We start from the raw sequence: 13,064 nt of genomic DNA, 5'->3' as shown, positions 1-13,064 counted from the left end.
TCTCCTGGGCCTGCCACCCTAACCCCTGACTGTACGTACGTACAGTCAGGGGTCGCGCATGCCTGCCGAGTACCGAGCCCGTTGACCCAGCGCCCCGACCACGCCACGGTGAACACGTCCTTGTCGACGGTGGTGATTGACGAAGACCTGGAACCGGTGGACGGACTCACCGCCCGCGCGGCGCCGCAGGACGGTGTGGAGCATGTCGTCGGTGATGACCGGCGGCCGGCCGCCGTGCTTGCCCTTGCGGGCCGCGGTGTCGAGCCCCTCCAGCGTCGACTCCCGGATGTTCTCTCGCTCGGTCTCCGCCATCGCGGCGAAGAACGCGAACAGCAGCTTGCCGGGCCCGGTGGGGTCGTCGATGCCGTCCGATGCGGATGTCCGCGCTCGGCAGGTCCGGGTCGACGCTGCTCCAGCAAAGGACCGTTTATGCGAGATCAGACTGTCCGCGAACGGCCTGAAACGTCCCTGCTGCGGTGAACGCGTTGGTGATCGGCGCAATGAGCGAGGCGAAGCGGCGGGCGCCCGCGTTGCCGATCGGCGCCCACAGCGCGGCGCAGTGCTCGTCTGTCTCCACTTCAATGCGCTCGCGTGCCGCACTGCCGGCGTCGGTGACCATAGCGTTGGAGTCGAGCCAGCCGCGCGCGACGAGGCGTGCCGTCGCCGCGCTCCACTCCTCGTCGTCCCACTGGCGGGTCGCTCTCGCGAGAGCTGTGGGGAGGCGGCCGGTTGCGGTGTGCAGAACGAGGCAGTCGCAGGGCCCGAGGCCGTTGTCGGCGAGTACGACGAGATGGGCGTCGCCGCGCCACTCGCGCGCCACCGTGATCTGCTGCCAGAGTGCGACGAGAGGATCGGGGGGAAGCGCGACCGAGGCGTTCGCGGCGGCCAGCACCTTGCCGGCGTAGTCGGCACCGGCGACGACCGGGTCGATCAGCGAGCGCGCCTCGGCAAGGTGGTCATCCGTGAGATGTACGTTGACGCGCCGCATCGCACGGCCGGCGGCCAGGAAGCGGGCGACCTGCCACCGCTCCGGCGGCGCGGCGTCCCATACGCCCGCCATGGCCCGCACTGCCCGCGGGCTGAAGTTGTAAAAGGCCGCCAGCGTGACCTGCCACGGAACCGCGCCCATCGCGGCCGACCGGAAGGCCAGATACGCCGGCCCGCGGTCGGTCACGCCGAGCTCGGCCGCCTCCTCGGCGGTCTCGGGGGCAAGATAGATGAACAGGTGGGCGGCGCTGACGGCGCGGCTGACGGCGCGGACGGCGTTCAGGTCCATCGGGCCGCCGCCGGTACGGGCGGAGTCGGGAAGGGCGTCGAGGTGCATGGCGGTGGTGTCTCCGGGAGTCGGGCGGCGCTGTCAGGCGGGTGTTTCGGCAGTGGCGATCAACACCGCGCGTCCGAGGGTGTGACCGGCCATGGTGAAGCCGAGGACGGCCGGTGTGGCGTCGGCCGGGACGCCTGTCGAGGGGATGTCGAGGGCGTGCACCACGACGAAGTAACGGTGCGTGCCGTGTCCGGCCGGCGGGGCGGCGCCGATGTAGCGGGCCACGCGGGCGTCGTTGGGCAACTGGTAGGCGCCCTCGGGCAGATGTGAGCCGGTGTCGTCGCCGGCGCCCTCGGGCAGCTCGGTGACCGTGGCGGGGATGTCAGCGACCGCCCAGTGCCAGAACCCGGACCCGGTGGGGGCGTCGGGGTCGTAGACGGTGACGGCATAGCTCTTGGTGCCGTCCGGGGCGCCGCTCCAGGACAGCTGCGGGGATGTGTCCTTCCCGCCGGGCAGGCCGGAGGAGTACTGCTCGGGCGGCCACGCGGCGCCGTCGGTGACGGTGGTGCTGGTGACGGTGAACGAGGCCGCCCGGGGGAGGCGGGCGAAGGGGTCGTTGGCAGGCACAGCGGTCGTTCCTTTCCGGACGAGGGTGCCCTCATCGGCTACTGAATCGACAGTAACACGGATAATCGATTATCCCGTGGATCGTCTAGGATGGGCTCATGACTCAGACGGCGCACTCCTCGACCCCGCCGGGGAAGCAGATGCTTTCCGAGCAGGTCTACGCACACCTGCGGGACGCGATCATGCGCGGGGACTACTCCCCCGGCGCCCCCCTCAAGCCGCAGGATCTTGCCAGGGAGCAGGGCGTGAGCCTGGCTGTGGTGCGCGAGGCGCTCGTGCGGGTGGTCGGCGAGGGGCTCGCCGACCGGCTGCCCAACCGCGGTTTCGCGGTCCCGTCCTTCTCCGACCGCCGCTGGCAGGAGATCGCGGAAGCCCGTCGGACCGTCGAACCGGTCGTCCTGCGCATGTCCATCGAGCGCGGCGACGTCGACTGGGAGGCCCGCGTGCGGGCCGCCCACCATCGTCTGGTGCGCACTCCGGCGTACGTGCCGGAGGAGGGCGAGTACTACACCGGCGCCTGGGCCGAGGCTCACCGGGCCTTCCACCGTACGTTGCTGGAGGGGTGTGGCAACCGCGCGCTGCTGGAGACCTTCGACCGGTTGTGGACCGCGAGCGAGCTGGCCCGCCGTTGGTCGGCGCACCGCAACCCCGACCGGGACGGCGCCAAGGAACACCACATGCTGGAGGAGGCGGTGCTGGCCCGCGACGCCGACACCGCAGCCGCGGTCCTGGTCCAGCACCTCACCTTGACCGCGGCTGCTCTGACCGACGATTCAGGTCAGGCCACCTAGGCTTACGCCACAACAGTGAGGTCGAGGTGGGAATTCATGTCCAGCTCGAACCGGCCGTAGGGGTTCACGTGGGTCCAGAACCGCAATCCGGCCCATGAGGTTGTCGAAGGCCTCCTGCCATCGGGCGAGGTTCCCATGGGGTGCGACGGCCATCATCTGCCCCTCCCAGACGTATGAGGGTCCTTCACAGGCCCAACTGGTCGCGCATGGCGTCGGCGTCGCGCAGGGCCCAGTGCTCGACGATTCGACCGTTGCGGATGCGGACCATGTCCATGCTGAGGACCTCGTAGCGTCGGCCGGTGTCCGTGTGGGTGCCCCGGCTGGTGTACCGGTTGACGGAGGTGTCGCCGCAGACGACGTTCTGCTCGATCGTCACCGAGACGTCGTGGAACGCGCTGCCCGCGCTCATCCGCTCCCACTTCTGCCGCCGGGCATCACGTCCTCGGTGATCGCCTTGGGTGCCTCCCCGGTGGTCGACGACCTCGGGGTCGATCAGTTCCAGGGCCTCATCGGGCCGGCCTTCCAGGATCTGCCCGTAGCTCTCGACGACGCGCCGGTGAATCTCTCCAGGTCCCGGGTCTGCGGTGTCCTCTGCTCCCTGCGGCATACGGAATCTCCTCCGGTGGGGACACATAGGCAGCAAGTGGGGAGCTCCGACGCCCCGCTCGACGACATCGCCCGCCGGGCCGGCGTCGGCAACGCCACGATGCATCGGCACTTCCCGACGCGCCGCGAACTGATCATCGCCGTCTACTCCGAGGAAGTGGCCGAGCTCTGCGCCCGGAGCCAGTCCCTGCTGGCCGAGGATCCTGCCGGCGATGCCCTCTTCGGCTGGCTTCAGGATTTCATCGCACACGTGGCAGCCAAGCGGGAACTGGCGCTGTCGATCACCGATGACCGCACAGGTCAGCGCTCCGCGCTGTTCGACCACTGGCACCACTCGATGCACACGGCCGCGTCCGCACTGCTCACCCGGGCACAAAGCGTCGGTGCTGTCCGCGCCGGCCTCAACCCATCGGAACTACTCGCCCTGGCCAACGGGATCGCCCTGACCGCCACCGACGCCACTCAAGCAGAGCGGCTCGTCCTCCTGGTCAGGCAGGGCACGGACACTCCCTCGGCGCCGGCCGACAGCGTCCGCTGAAAGCGGCAAGCGCGACGCTGACTTCCGCCGCGTCCTCGAATACACACGCTCTGGACCGCTGCCCCGAGCCGGGGTCCCATACCGGGCAAGCTGTTGATTACCTCCGCGTGCTGGTGCTGATGAAACCGGGCCCCGATGAGTGCGTCGACTTCGGCGATCTCCTCGTTGAGGGCAATCACCCCCTTCGCCAGGCGGGCCGCGAGAGTCGCGGCCACCTTCTCACCGGGCAGGGCGTGTGCTGGGCCTGGGCAGCTTCGACCGCTGCACGGGCCAGTTCGGCGGTGCCTCTGACCTTCCGGTTCTTCAACCAGGTCTCGATGCGTTTGGCGCCGGTGCGGCGGATCGCCGCCGGCGTCTGGTAGCCGGTCAGTAGCATGACCGGGCCCTGGTTGGTCAGAGTCAGGGCGCGTTCGAGGGCGGGGAAGATCTCCAGCAACTGGGCCCGGAGCCGGTTGATCTGCCGGGTGCGGTCGCAGACCAGGTCGGTGCGGCGGGTGATGAGGAGTCGCAGGTCGACGGCCACTTCGTCACCGGGCCGCAGGACGCCTAGGTCGCGGCGCATCCGGGCCTGGTCGGCGATGACGTGCGCGTCCTACGCGCCGGTCTTGCCCTGGCCCCGGTAGGCAGCTGAGGCGTGGTGCACGGCCAGGCCCGGCAGGTAGACCATCGGCTGGTCGTGGTCGAGCAGCAGGCCGATGACCAGAGCGGCGCCGCCGCGGTTGATGTCAACGGCCCAGAGCACGTCCTCGGAGAGAGCCAGGATGTCGGCGATCAACTCCAGGAGCTGCGCTTCGTCCTTGAGGACCCGCCGGGAGAGGAGTCGCTCGCCCTTCTCGTCGATAACCACGCAGTGGTGGTGTTCCTTGCCGATGTCTCATCCGGCCCAGATCTCGGGCACGGTTTCACCTCCGCCGGCTCGTCGTCACGTTCACCCTGCAGACGACCTCGCCGACACTGTCCTACGAAGCGATGGAGTCGCGTATCCCAATGAGACATCGTCTCAGTTGGTGCACCGGCTGTAGCAGATGAGGGGGCTGGTGATGCGACGAAGGCGGTCAAGATGCTCGGCTCTGCATTCGTAGGGTGTAGGCGGTTGCATCCGTCAAGCCAGGACATTGTGCGCTCGACCAGTCATCCTCGATCTCTAGGCGTGCCCGGCCGGATCGCCTTCCTGGCCGTAGGGCACTGCGCCCCGAGGCGTCGGTGCGTTAGCGCCGTCGCTGCGAACCCAGGCGGTGAAGTCCTCGACTGCGTCGGCGACGGCGTGGAACCGCAGCGAAGGGAAGAAGTCGAAGTTGTGCTGTGTGCCGGGAAGCTCGGCATAGACCACCGGCTTGGCGGAAACCTGCTTGAGCTCGGACGCGAAGTGGCGGGCGTCCTCGACCAGGACGAGCGTGTCCAGCGTGCCGTGGACGATAAGGAACGGCGGGGCGCCGGGGTGAAGATGCGCCAGCGGAGTGGAGTCAGCGCCAGCATCGGCCTGCCCGTAGTAGCCGTAGAAGCCGATCACCCCCGCCACCGGAGGGTTGGTCTCTTCGCCGTCCGGCCGGCCCGGCGCACTTGATGCAGTGAGGGCCGTCGTGGCCGCCAGGTGTGCCCCGGCAGAGCCGCCGGCGAGGAACAACGCGGACGGGTCGGCTCCGTAGGCCGCGCCGTTCTCATGCACCCACCGGATGACCTGCCGCACGTCAGCAAGCCGGTCGGCGTAGTCCAGACCGCCGCCCAGCCGGTAGTTGGCGCTCACGCACACCCAGCCCCGGCTAGCGAGCTGGTAGAGCAGGGGGCGCGCGCCGAACATCTTGCTGCCGATGCGGAAGCCCCCGCCGTGCAGGTAAACCAGGACCGGCGCGTTTGCCGCCCCCGAGCGAGAAACGTATACATCCAGCAGGTGGCCGCGGCCCGCGTCGCCATAGCGCAGGTTGGCCGCCCGACGAACGTCCAACCGGTAGGAGATCAGAGGCAGCACCAGCAGGCGCATGAGGGGCCACAGGCCGCGCCGCCGGCGCTGCGGCACCACCTGCGGGCCGAGCGCCCGTTGCAGCGCAGCAGTCAGCCGGGGTCGGGCGGTTCGGGCCCGCACCGCAAGCACCAGCACGCCGGCCGCCGTGCCCGCGGCTACGCCCGCGCCCAGCCACCAAGTCGGCGTTCCTGCCTCTCCGGCCACCAGAGGCGGTACCGCACCGGCCGCCAGGACGTACAGAGCGAGGAACGGCTGCTCGTTGATCAGGAACGTGAGGAAGAAGCTCAGGGTAAAGGGAGTCGTGCGCCGCGGTCGCGGTGGGCGCAGCGCGAGCAGGGTCATGAACGCGAGCATCCCGCTGCCGCTGATCACCTGGGTGACCGGCACTGTCACTCCCCCCGCCGCACCGCCGCGGACCGCAGAACACGGACGCGTCAGCCTATGGCACAGCTGATTGATGTGTACAGGGCGTGGAGACAACGTAGCACCAGCCTCTTTCCCGGTTTGGTCCGCCCGTTCAGACGCCGTGTCAGTTGGTGTACCGTCGGTAGCAGATAAGGGTGCTGGCGATGCCGACGAAGGCGAGGAAATGCTCGGCTTTGCGTTCATAGCGACGGTGTAGGCGGCGGCATCCGTTAAGCCAGGACATCGTGCGCTCGACCACCCAGCGGTGCCGGCCCAGGCGACTGAAGCTCTCCTCGCCGTAGCGGGCGATGCGCGGCACGATCTGTCCGCGTCGCAGCCAACTGCGCAGGTGGGCGAAGTCGTAGGCCTTGTCCGCATGCAACTTGGCCGGACGGCGCCGCCTCGGGCCATAGCGGGAGCGGATCGACGGGATGCCGCGCATCAGCGGTATCAAGGCCTGGCTGTCGTGCAGGTTGGTGCCGGAGATGCCGACCGAGATCGACAACCCGTTGCGGTCACAGATGACATGGACCTTCGACCCGAGCTTGCCCCGGTCGGTCGGATTCGGTCCGGTCAAAGCCCCCCTTTGACTGCCCGGACACTAACCGAGTCGATCACGCAGCGCGACCAGTCCAACTTGCCGTTGGCGCCCAGCCGGTCCAACACCACACGGTGCAGCTTTGCCCACACCCGGGCGGTGGACCAGTCGGTGAAGCGCCGGTGCGCCGTCTGCCAGGAGGCACCGAAGACCGGCGGCAGCTGCCGCCAGGTGCAGCCTGACATGGCGACGAAGATGATCGCCGCCAGCACGGCGCGGTCATCACACCGCCGTCGGCCGCCACCCTGCGCACGCACCGGCGGCTCCGGCACCACGTCCTGGAAGATCTCCCACAGCCGGTCCGGCACCAGCCGTTCAACTATGCCCATGCCACGACAACGAACCACAGCCAATCAAGACATCGTCTTAGCGGTCGAGTCGTCGCGGGCTCCGGGCGGCCACGTTTCTGGAGCCATCCGACGGCGACAGGCACTGAGCCAAACCCGGAGCCCCGGGCCCACCGATCCTACGAATGACCTCGTGCGCGTCGAGCCCACCGGCTAACCCCGAGCGACCTCAGCGGTGTGCGCGGGGGTGTAGCGCTCGCCCATCACCTGGTCGCTCAGCGGGTCCAGCGCGGCCAGTGCCTCGGCGTCCAGGGTCAGTTCCAGCGCGGCCGCGTTCTGCTCCAGCCGGGCCGGGCTGCGGGTGCCCGGAATGGTCGCCACCGCCACCCCGAGCCGCTCGGCCTGGGCGTACACCCAGGCCAGCGCCACCTGGGCCGGGGTGGCACCCAGCCGGTCGGCCACCTCGCGCACGGTCTGCGCGATTTTCTCGTTGGCCTCGCCCGCCTCGCCGGCGAAGCGGGGGTTGGTGCGCCGGAAGTCCTTCTCGCCCAGTGTGGAGCGGTCCAGGGTGCCGGTCAGGAACCCCCGCCCCAGCGGCGAGTACGGCACCAGCCCGACCCCCAGCTCGGCCATCACCGGGGTGACCGCCTCGACGTCGCGGGTCCACAGCGAGTACTCGCTCTGCACCGCGGTGATCGGGTGCACCGCGTGCGCCCGGCGCAGCAGCTCGCCGTCGACCTCGGACAGGCCCAGATGGCGGACCTTGCCCGCCTCGACCAGCTCGGCCATCGCCCCGACGGTCTCCTCGATCTCCACGTCCTGGGGCGGGCGGTGGGCGTAGTACAGGTCGATCACCTCGACGCCCAGTCGCAGCAGCGAGGCGTCGCAGGAGCGCAGCACGTAGTCCCGGGCACCGCGGATGCGGCGTGCCCGGTCGCCGGCGCTGCGGTCGATGCCGAACTTGGTGGCCAGCTGCACCTGGTCCCGGCGGCCGTGGATGGCCCGGCCCACCAGCACCTCGTTGTGCCCGGTACCGTAGGCGTCGGCGGTGTCCAGGAACGTGATACCCAGCTCCAGGGCCCGGTCGATGGTGGCCAGGCCGCCGTCCCAGTCGGCGGCGCCATAGCTCTCGCTCATCCCCATGCACCCCAGGCCCATCGCGCTGACGGTGAGACCCGGCGAGCCGAGCGTGGTTCGGGTGATCATGCGCGGATACTCCTCCTGCCCGGCGGACCGGGCGGTACCTTGAGCACTGACGAACGCCTCCGAAACTAGGACTTGGAGCGCGCTCGAAGTCAAGCCGGAGGACCGGCCCCCGCCGGCGGGTCAGGCGCGGCGGGAGCGGGTGAGGGTGAGGGTGAAACGGTCCACCGGCAACAGGTCGCCACGGGGCCCGGACACCGCGTAGTAGGTGACGTGCATCGCGGTGGTGGGCCCGCCGCCGCCCGAGTCCACGTCGAAGGCGGCGAAGCCGTAAGAGTGCCCAGACCACCGCCCCGACAGTTCCCGCCATCAAAGCCTGCGGCGACCGCTCACAGCACGTCTGCCGGTGGGGCCGGCCTGCGCAGTGGCCCCTACCCGAGTTCGTCGTCCTCGTCCTCGACATCGTGCACCTGTTGAACAGCACGACCGCGTTCAACACCAGGCCGAGGGCACAGGTGCCGGTAGTCGTAGCCCTGGGAGTGGCTGCTGGCCGGCCAGGCGTGGCAGCAGACAAGGCCGACCGGCTTGCCTCGCTGAACCTGCCCAGGGAGGCTGGCGGGTATCCGGCCGCGCTGCTGGACGGCACCTACCGGGAGGTCGTCGCCCGGCTCAAGGACAACGCGCAGATCGCCTTCGACGACGACGGCGCCTGCACTTCGCGGTCCCGGAGCCGGAACCCGAACCGGCCTCCCTGCTGGAGTTGCGGGCCGCAGTGAACACGATGCTGCCGAGGGTGGACCTGCCCGAGGAACTGCTGGAGGTGTTCTCCTGGACCGGCGCCGAACAGGCGTTCCTTCCAGCTCCCCGGCCTGCCCGGCGGCCTACGGCCCCTGGGGGACAAGCGCGCGGCCGACGACCAGTGAGGCCCTCGGCTCAGAGGGCGGTATGCGGGGCGAGGACGCTGGTGCCGCACCAGTTCTGCTGACGGAGGTGGTCGAGCACGGCTGCCTCCGCCGAACCCGGGTGGCGGCGTGTACCGACGATGACGGGTTCGGTCAGGGAAGGCAGGAACGGGCGGGCTAGCTGTTCGAAGCTTTCGGGCACGGCCGATGCCGGAACCACGGTGACGCCCAAGCCCTGGGCTGCCAGTCGCACGGCGGTGGAGATCTGTGACGCTCGGGCCACCGTGGGCGGGCTGATGCCCGCGTCGGCGAGCAGGCGGGCGAGGTATTCGTCGAGCAGGCTGGCGCGGCGGAAGCGCACCCATCCCTGTGTCGCAAGGTCTGCCATGCGCAGGGCCCTGCCGCTGGCGAGGAGCGGGTGTCCCTCGGGCAGGACGGCGACGTAGGTCTCCTCGCCCAGGGGGTGGATGTCGAATGTGCAGCCGGCGGGGATGCGGTGGACGAGGACCATGTCGAGCGTTCCGTGGCGGGCCAGCCGTTCCATATCCGCTGGATCGGGCTCCTCGTGGAGAATGACCTGGAGTTTCGGGTGGCGGTGGCGGAGCCGGCCCAGTGCCAGAGGGAGCTGCCGTGCTCCCAGGCCCATGTGGACGGCGATGATGAGTTCACCGGCCAGTTCCCCGGAGGCGGCACGGGCAGCCAGGACGGCTCTGCGGGACGCGGTGGTCGCGATCTCTGCCTCGGCGAGGAAGGCGCGTCCGGCCATGGTCACTGTGACCCCGCCCGATGTCCGAGTGAACAGCTGCACACCGAGGTGCTTTTCCAGAGCGCCGATCTGCTGTGACAAGGACGGCTGCGTGACGCGCAGACGCTCAGCAGCCGCCGTCATGGAGCCTTCTTCGGCCACAGCCAGAGCGTATTCGTATTGCCGCAGGTTCATCCGTTTCCACTCCCCGGTGACATAGGCAATGCCAATCTCCAATATGTGATGACACTATTTGTCTCTATGTCTCGCGGATCCTACCGTGGTGCATGTCCGGTGGATCGCCGCCGCCGAAAGCGGTGGCCATCAGGGCGGGAACCGGTACGGGCGCGCCCGTGAGGGGCCCGTCGCGGCGAGGCCGCCCGGCGGGTCCTGTTCGACAACGCATCGCCTGGATCCCGGGCAGTTGCCCCGGAGGCCCGCGTCACCCGGACGCTCACCAACATGGACGGGAATGGCAATCATGGCAAATCAGACAGACGTTGGCCGCGGCGACGGAGTATCGCCGAAGAACGCCGATTCGAGACTGGCGGGAAAGGTCGCGCTCGTGACGGGTGCTTCCAAGGGCATCGGGGCGGGCATCGCGCGGGAATTCGCTGCGGCCGGAGCGTCGGTCGTGGTCAACTACGCCTCCAGTGCCGCCGACGCCGAGCGGGTGGTGCGGGACATCCAGGCGCGAGGGGGGACCGCGATCGCCGTGCAGGGCGACGTGTCGGTGCGTGCGGATGTTGAGCGCCTCCTCGCCAGGACCGTAGACGCGTACGGCCGGTTCGACATCCTCGTCAACAATGCCGGCGTCTATCACGCACAGCCGCTGGAGACCGTCACGCAGCAGGAGATCGACCATCAGCTTTCCGTCAACGTGACCGGACCGATCCGTACGATCCAGGAAGCCCTTAAGTACTTCGGGCCCGACGGCGGGTCGGTCATCAACATCGGATCGCTGGACAGCGCCCGCGCCGTGCCAGGGATGTCGGTGTACGCCGCGACGAAGGGCGCCGTCGATGCCTTGACGCGAGTCCTGGCCGCCGAGCTCGGCCCTCGCGGGGTCCGAGTCAACACCCTGGCCCCTGGCGGTGTGGAGACGGAAGGCATCCACGCGGCCGGCTTCATCGGCAGCGACGCCGAGACGGACATGATCGGGCGCACCCCCCTGGGCCGTATCGGTCAGCCCAAGGACCTGGCGCGGGCGGCGGTCTTCTTCGCCTCCGACGACGCCGCATGGGTCACCGGAGAGCGCCTCACCGCCTCCGGCGGCCTGCGAACCTGACACTCACCCTGACAACGCCGGAGTCCGCAGACCCGCTCCGCGGGACCCCATGGGAACACTGCGACCCAGCGGTGCCGGCCCAGGTGTCAAGATGACTCGATGCCCTTGCAGGCGAGGCGGTGCCGGATGCCAAGGGAAGCAAGCCATCGCCGCAGCTACCGGTAGTCGTATCCCTTGTCTCCGTGCAGCTCGCCGGACCGTCGGCGTCGCGGACCGCGGCGTGAGCGGATGGGCGGGATGCCGCGGACCAGCAGGATGAGGGCCTGCCTGTCGTGGAGGCCGGCGGCGGAGATGCCAATCGACAACGGCAGGCCCTGACGAGGGCCCCGGAGGAGTCGCTGGCGCTTCTCTACGACGCATACAGGGAGCACCCCAAACTGGCCCTGGGCTACGCACGCGAAATCGACGGTGGAGGCTTCGACCCGCACACGGCCGCGAGCGACAGACCGAGCTACCAGGCGGCGCTCCGGAACGGCAAGCACCCTGAGCTCCAGGCGTGCATGTACCTCGAGCACCGGGCCCGGCTTGCCATCCTCAAGGCCGCCGTGGACTACGCGCTCGCCCATCCCGACGGCCCGCCCGAGTTCCGCAGCGTCGGGGCGCTTGGGGAACTCCTGGTGGTCCACGACCGGTTCACCGCCCACTTCATACGCCCACTCATCGAGAGGAGCGTCGACGAGAGCGGCCTCAAGGCCAGCGTGCCCGATCGTGGTACGCACCGCCGACCACCGGCACAATCAAGATTCGCCCCAGGTTCTCCCACACCCGCTCCAGCACGCTGCCACCACAGCAACCGGACCCACACGAAAGCAGGCACACATGCGCAAGACACGCACCGCCCTCACCGTCCTCGCCCTCTCGGCCGCTGCGCTGACAGGCACGACCACCGGCGCCGCCGCTACCGACAGCTCCTCAACCAGCCGTGCGGCCGCGGCTCCGTGCACCGTGCCCGACGCGTTCTGCGCCACCAGCGGCAGCGGCGACCAGCTCGTCCTGCACTGCGGCGAGTCCGCATCGGTGCCTTGGAGCGGCGTCGGATACTGGGACAACCGCCTTCCCGGAGGCGGCATAGTCAAGATGTTCGACTACTACGGCTCCGTGAACCATGTCGCGCCCGCCGACTCAGGTCCCACCGAGATCAACTGGAGTCTCGTCTGGGCGCTGCGCGCCTACTGCTGACACCTGTGCGACACGACGTCCCAGCTGGCCCCAAAATATGAAGTGACGGCTTGAAACAGCCCCATTCGGGCCTGGCCTTGACCAGGCAGCGGTCACCAGGAAGAGCCACTTCAAGCCATCACGGATCTTCACGAATCGGGGCCAGCACTAGCCGTCCAGGCAAGGCCGAACGACGACGTCAGAGCCAGGCCGGGGCGATCAATCGAGCCCGGTGGTTCGCGGCGCGGGGCCGGTTGCACGCCCAGCGCTTGAGGTCGCCAACGCGGCAGAGGAGCCGGCGAACCCCCGCAGCGGCGGTCGTGCCGCCGGTGGAGATCCGCATCCCCACGGTGGATCACCTGACTGAGGCCATCGCCCCGCTCCAGCCGGCGCTGGAACATCTGGAGGCGATGACGCCCGTCAACTGGCGGGGCAGCCGCCTCGCCTACTCGAAGATGATCGCGCTGATGCAGGAGGGCGTTCCGCTGGCCTGGGTGCCCCCGGCCGAGATCATCCAACAGCTGCTCGCCGCCAACGGCCCAGCCTCCCGTGCGCAGCTCATCGACGAGCGCCGTCCGACGATCCCCGCCTCCTGCGAGGCGGGGATCGCATCTGTCCGCCGACACCCGGTTCAGCGCACAGAGGACACCGCTCGAAGAGTGCGTGCGCCTGGCTGAGCACGGCATGTTCAACCTTCGGGGAGGAATCGCCGATACACACCCACACGCCGACGCTGCGGCATCCACTGACAC

General features: G+C 69.3%; 14 protein-coding genes and 3 pseudogenes. 6 read left to right on the top strand and 11 right to left on the bottom strand.

The features are described 5' to 3' along the window. Window positions 1-45: 45 nt before the first annotated feature. The 3 genes from IEJ02_RS51040 to IEJ02_RS07195 are packed head-to-tail and all read right to left on the bottom strand — an operon-like array spanning window position 46 to window position 1,891. Complete coding sequence (locus tag IEJ02_RS51040; RefSeq protein WP_370466994.1) at window positions 46-501, bottom strand: recombinase family protein; 456 nt, start codon at window positions 499-501, stop codon at window positions 46-48. Continuing rightward, complete coding sequence (locus tag IEJ02_RS07200) at window positions 428-1,324, bottom strand: SCO6745 family protein (RefSeq protein WP_191063942.1); 897 nt, start codon at window positions 1,322-1,324, stop codon at window positions 428-430. Before IEJ02_RS07200 ends, IEJ02_RS51040 begins: the two co-directional genes overlap by 74 nt. A gap of 33 nt (window positions 1,325-1,357) precedes the next feature. Further along, window positions 1,358-1,891 carry a YbhB/YbcL family Raf kinase inhibitor-like protein gene (locus tag IEJ02_RS07195; protein WP_191063941.1) on the bottom strand — a complete coding sequence of 178 codons (534 nt, stop codon included), beginning with the start codon at window positions 1,889-1,891 and terminating at the stop codon, window positions 1,358-1,360. A 98-nt stretch (window positions 1,892-1,989) separates the two neighbouring features. Here IEJ02_RS07195 and IEJ02_RS07190 point away from each other — a divergent pair, with 98 nt between their 5' ends. Further along, the gene (locus IEJ02_RS07190) at window positions 1,990-2,682 is read left to right on the top strand and encodes a GntR family transcriptional regulator (RefSeq protein ID WP_191063940.1); all 693 of its coding nucleotides are present in this window, start codon (window positions 1,990-1,992) and stop codon (window positions 2,680-2,682) included. Window positions 2,683-2,866: 184 nt separating this feature from the next. On the opposite strand, the gene IEJ02_RS07185 is transcribed toward IEJ02_RS07190, so the two are convergent. After that, window positions 2,867-3,289, bottom strand: a complete 423-nt coding sequence (locus tag IEJ02_RS07185) for an ester cyclase (protein WP_191063939.1) — start codon at window positions 3,287-3,289, stop codon at window positions 2,867-2,869. 36 nt (window positions 3,290-3,325) lie between these two features. Here IEJ02_RS07185 and IEJ02_RS07180 point away from each other — a divergent pair, with 36 nt between their 5' ends. Further along, the gene (locus IEJ02_RS07180; RefSeq protein WP_317985747.1) at window positions 3,326-3,826 is read left to right on the top strand and encodes a TetR/AcrR family transcriptional regulator; all 501 of its coding nucleotides are present in this window, start codon (window positions 3,326-3,328) and stop codon (window positions 3,824-3,826) included. A 59-nt stretch (window positions 3,827-3,885) separates the two neighbouring features. Here IEJ02_RS07180 and IEJ02_RS07175 read toward each other — a convergent pair. The 5 genes and pseudogenes from IEJ02_RS07175 to IEJ02_RS49785 form a co-directional block, all read right to left on the bottom strand. Beyond that, window positions 3,886-4,697 (bottom strand): annotated as a pseudogene (locus tag IEJ02_RS07175) (IS110 family transposase); the annotation flags it as partial. 273 nt (window positions 4,698-4,970) lie between these two features. After that, window positions 4,971-6,173 (bottom strand): alpha/beta hydrolase, encoded by a 1,203-nt coding sequence (locus tag IEJ02_RS07170; RefSeq protein ID WP_191063937.1) that lies wholly within the window; start codon window positions 6,171-6,173, stop codon window positions 4,971-4,973. A 142-nt stretch (window positions 6,174-6,315) separates the two neighbouring features. Next, window positions 6,316-7,118, bottom strand: a protein-coding gene (locus IEJ02_RS07165; protein ID WP_370466993.1) for an IS5 family transposase whose coding sequence is annotated in 2 segments (ribosomal slippage) — window positions 6,316-6,774 and window positions 6,777-7,118 — 801 coding nt in all. Because the reading frame shifts where the segments join, the coding sequence is not laid out codon by codon here. 171 nt (window positions 7,119-7,289) lie between these two features. Then, entirely contained in the window at window positions 7,290-8,282 is a 993-nt protein-coding gene (locus IEJ02_RS07160) for an aldo/keto reductase (protein WP_089512095.1), read from the bottom strand. Between the two features lie 120 nt (window positions 8,283-8,402). Then, window positions 8,403-8,531, bottom strand: coding sequence for a hypothetical protein (locus IEJ02_RS49785; protein WP_263407918.1), 129 nt, complete (start codon window positions 8,529-8,531; stop codon window positions 8,403-8,405). 231 nt (window positions 8,532-8,762) lie between these two features. On the opposite strand from IEJ02_RS49785, the pseudogene IEJ02_RS51035 reads away from it, so the two are divergent. Next, window positions 8,763-9,126 (top strand): annotated as a pseudogene (locus IEJ02_RS51035) (Tn3 family transposase); the annotation flags it as partial. Window positions 9,127-9,152: 26 nt separating this feature from the next. Here the strand turns inward: IEJ02_RS51035 and IEJ02_RS07150 are convergent. Next, window positions 9,153-10,061 carry a LysR family transcriptional regulator gene (locus IEJ02_RS07150; protein ID WP_191064046.1) on the bottom strand — a complete coding sequence of 303 codons (909 nt, stop codon included), beginning with the start codon at window positions 10,059-10,061 and terminating at the stop codon, window positions 9,153-9,155. 277 nt (window positions 10,062-10,338) lie between these two features. Here IEJ02_RS07150 and IEJ02_RS07145 point away from each other — a divergent pair, with 277 nt between their 5' ends. After that, the gene (locus IEJ02_RS07145) at window positions 10,339-11,154 is read left to right on the top strand and encodes an SDR family NAD(P)-dependent oxidoreductase (protein WP_223863500.1); all 816 of its coding nucleotides are present in this window, start codon (window positions 10,339-10,341) and stop codon (window positions 11,152-11,154) included. A gap of 89 nt (window positions 11,155-11,243) precedes the next feature. Here the strand turns inward: IEJ02_RS07145 and IEJ02_RS51030 are convergent. Next, window positions 11,244-11,477: pseudogene (locus IEJ02_RS51030) on the bottom strand (IS5/IS1182 family transposase); the annotation flags it as partial. Between the two features lie 496 nt (window positions 11,478-11,973). Here IEJ02_RS51030 and IEJ02_RS07135 point away from each other — a divergent pair. Continuing rightward, the gene (locus IEJ02_RS07135; RefSeq protein ID WP_191063935.1) at window positions 11,974-12,333 is read left to right on the top strand and encodes a hypothetical protein; all 360 of its coding nucleotides are present in this window, start codon (window positions 11,974-11,976) and stop codon (window positions 12,331-12,333) included. 308 nt (window positions 12,334-12,641) lie between these two features. Further along, window positions 12,642-12,989: a hypothetical protein gene (locus IEJ02_RS07130; RefSeq protein WP_191063934.1), complete on the top strand. Its 348-nt coding sequence runs from the start codon at window positions 12,642-12,644 to the stop codon at window positions 12,987-12,989. Window positions 12,990-13,064 lie beyond the last annotated feature (75 nt).

It is taken from the genome of Streptomyces sp. 5-10 (assembly GCF_014712245.1).
GTDB lineage: Bacteria > Actinomycetota > Actinomycetes > Streptomycetales > Streptomycetaceae > Streptomyces > Streptomyces violaceusniger.
The sequence above is the reverse complement of the archived record's forward strand: the minus strand, read 5'-3'. Positions and strand labels throughout refer to the sequence as shown.

Bases quoted from the DNA above. Each gene is read 5' to 3' on its own strand.
- IEJ02_RS07160 (WP_089512095.1), bottom strand. From the start codon at position 8,282: ATGATCACCCGAACCACGCTCGGCTCGCCGGGTCTCACCGTCAGCGCG.
- IEJ02_RS07185 (WP_191063939.1), bottom strand. From the start codon at position 3,289: ATGCCGCAGGGAGCAGAGGACACCGCAGACCCGGGACCTGGAGAGATT.
- IEJ02_RS07135 (WP_191063935.1), top strand. From the start codon at position 11,974: ATGCGCAAGACACGCACCGCCCTCACCGTCCTCGCCCTCTCGGCCGCT.
- IEJ02_RS07190 (WP_191063940.1), top strand. From the start codon at position 1,990: ATGACTCAGACGGCGCACTCCTCGACCCCGCCGGGGAAGCAGATGCTT.
- IEJ02_RS07145 (WP_223863500.1), top strand. From the start codon at position 10,339: ATGGCAATCATGGCAAATCAGACAGACGTTGGCCGCGGCGACGGAGTA.
- IEJ02_RS07200 (WP_191063942.1), bottom strand. From the start codon at position 1,324: ATGCACCTCGACGCCCTTCCCGACTCCGCCCGTACCGGCGGCGGCCCG.
- IEJ02_RS07150 (WP_191064046.1), bottom strand. From the start codon at position 10,061: ATGAACCTGCGGCAATACGAATACGCTCTGGCTGTGGCCGAAGAAGGC.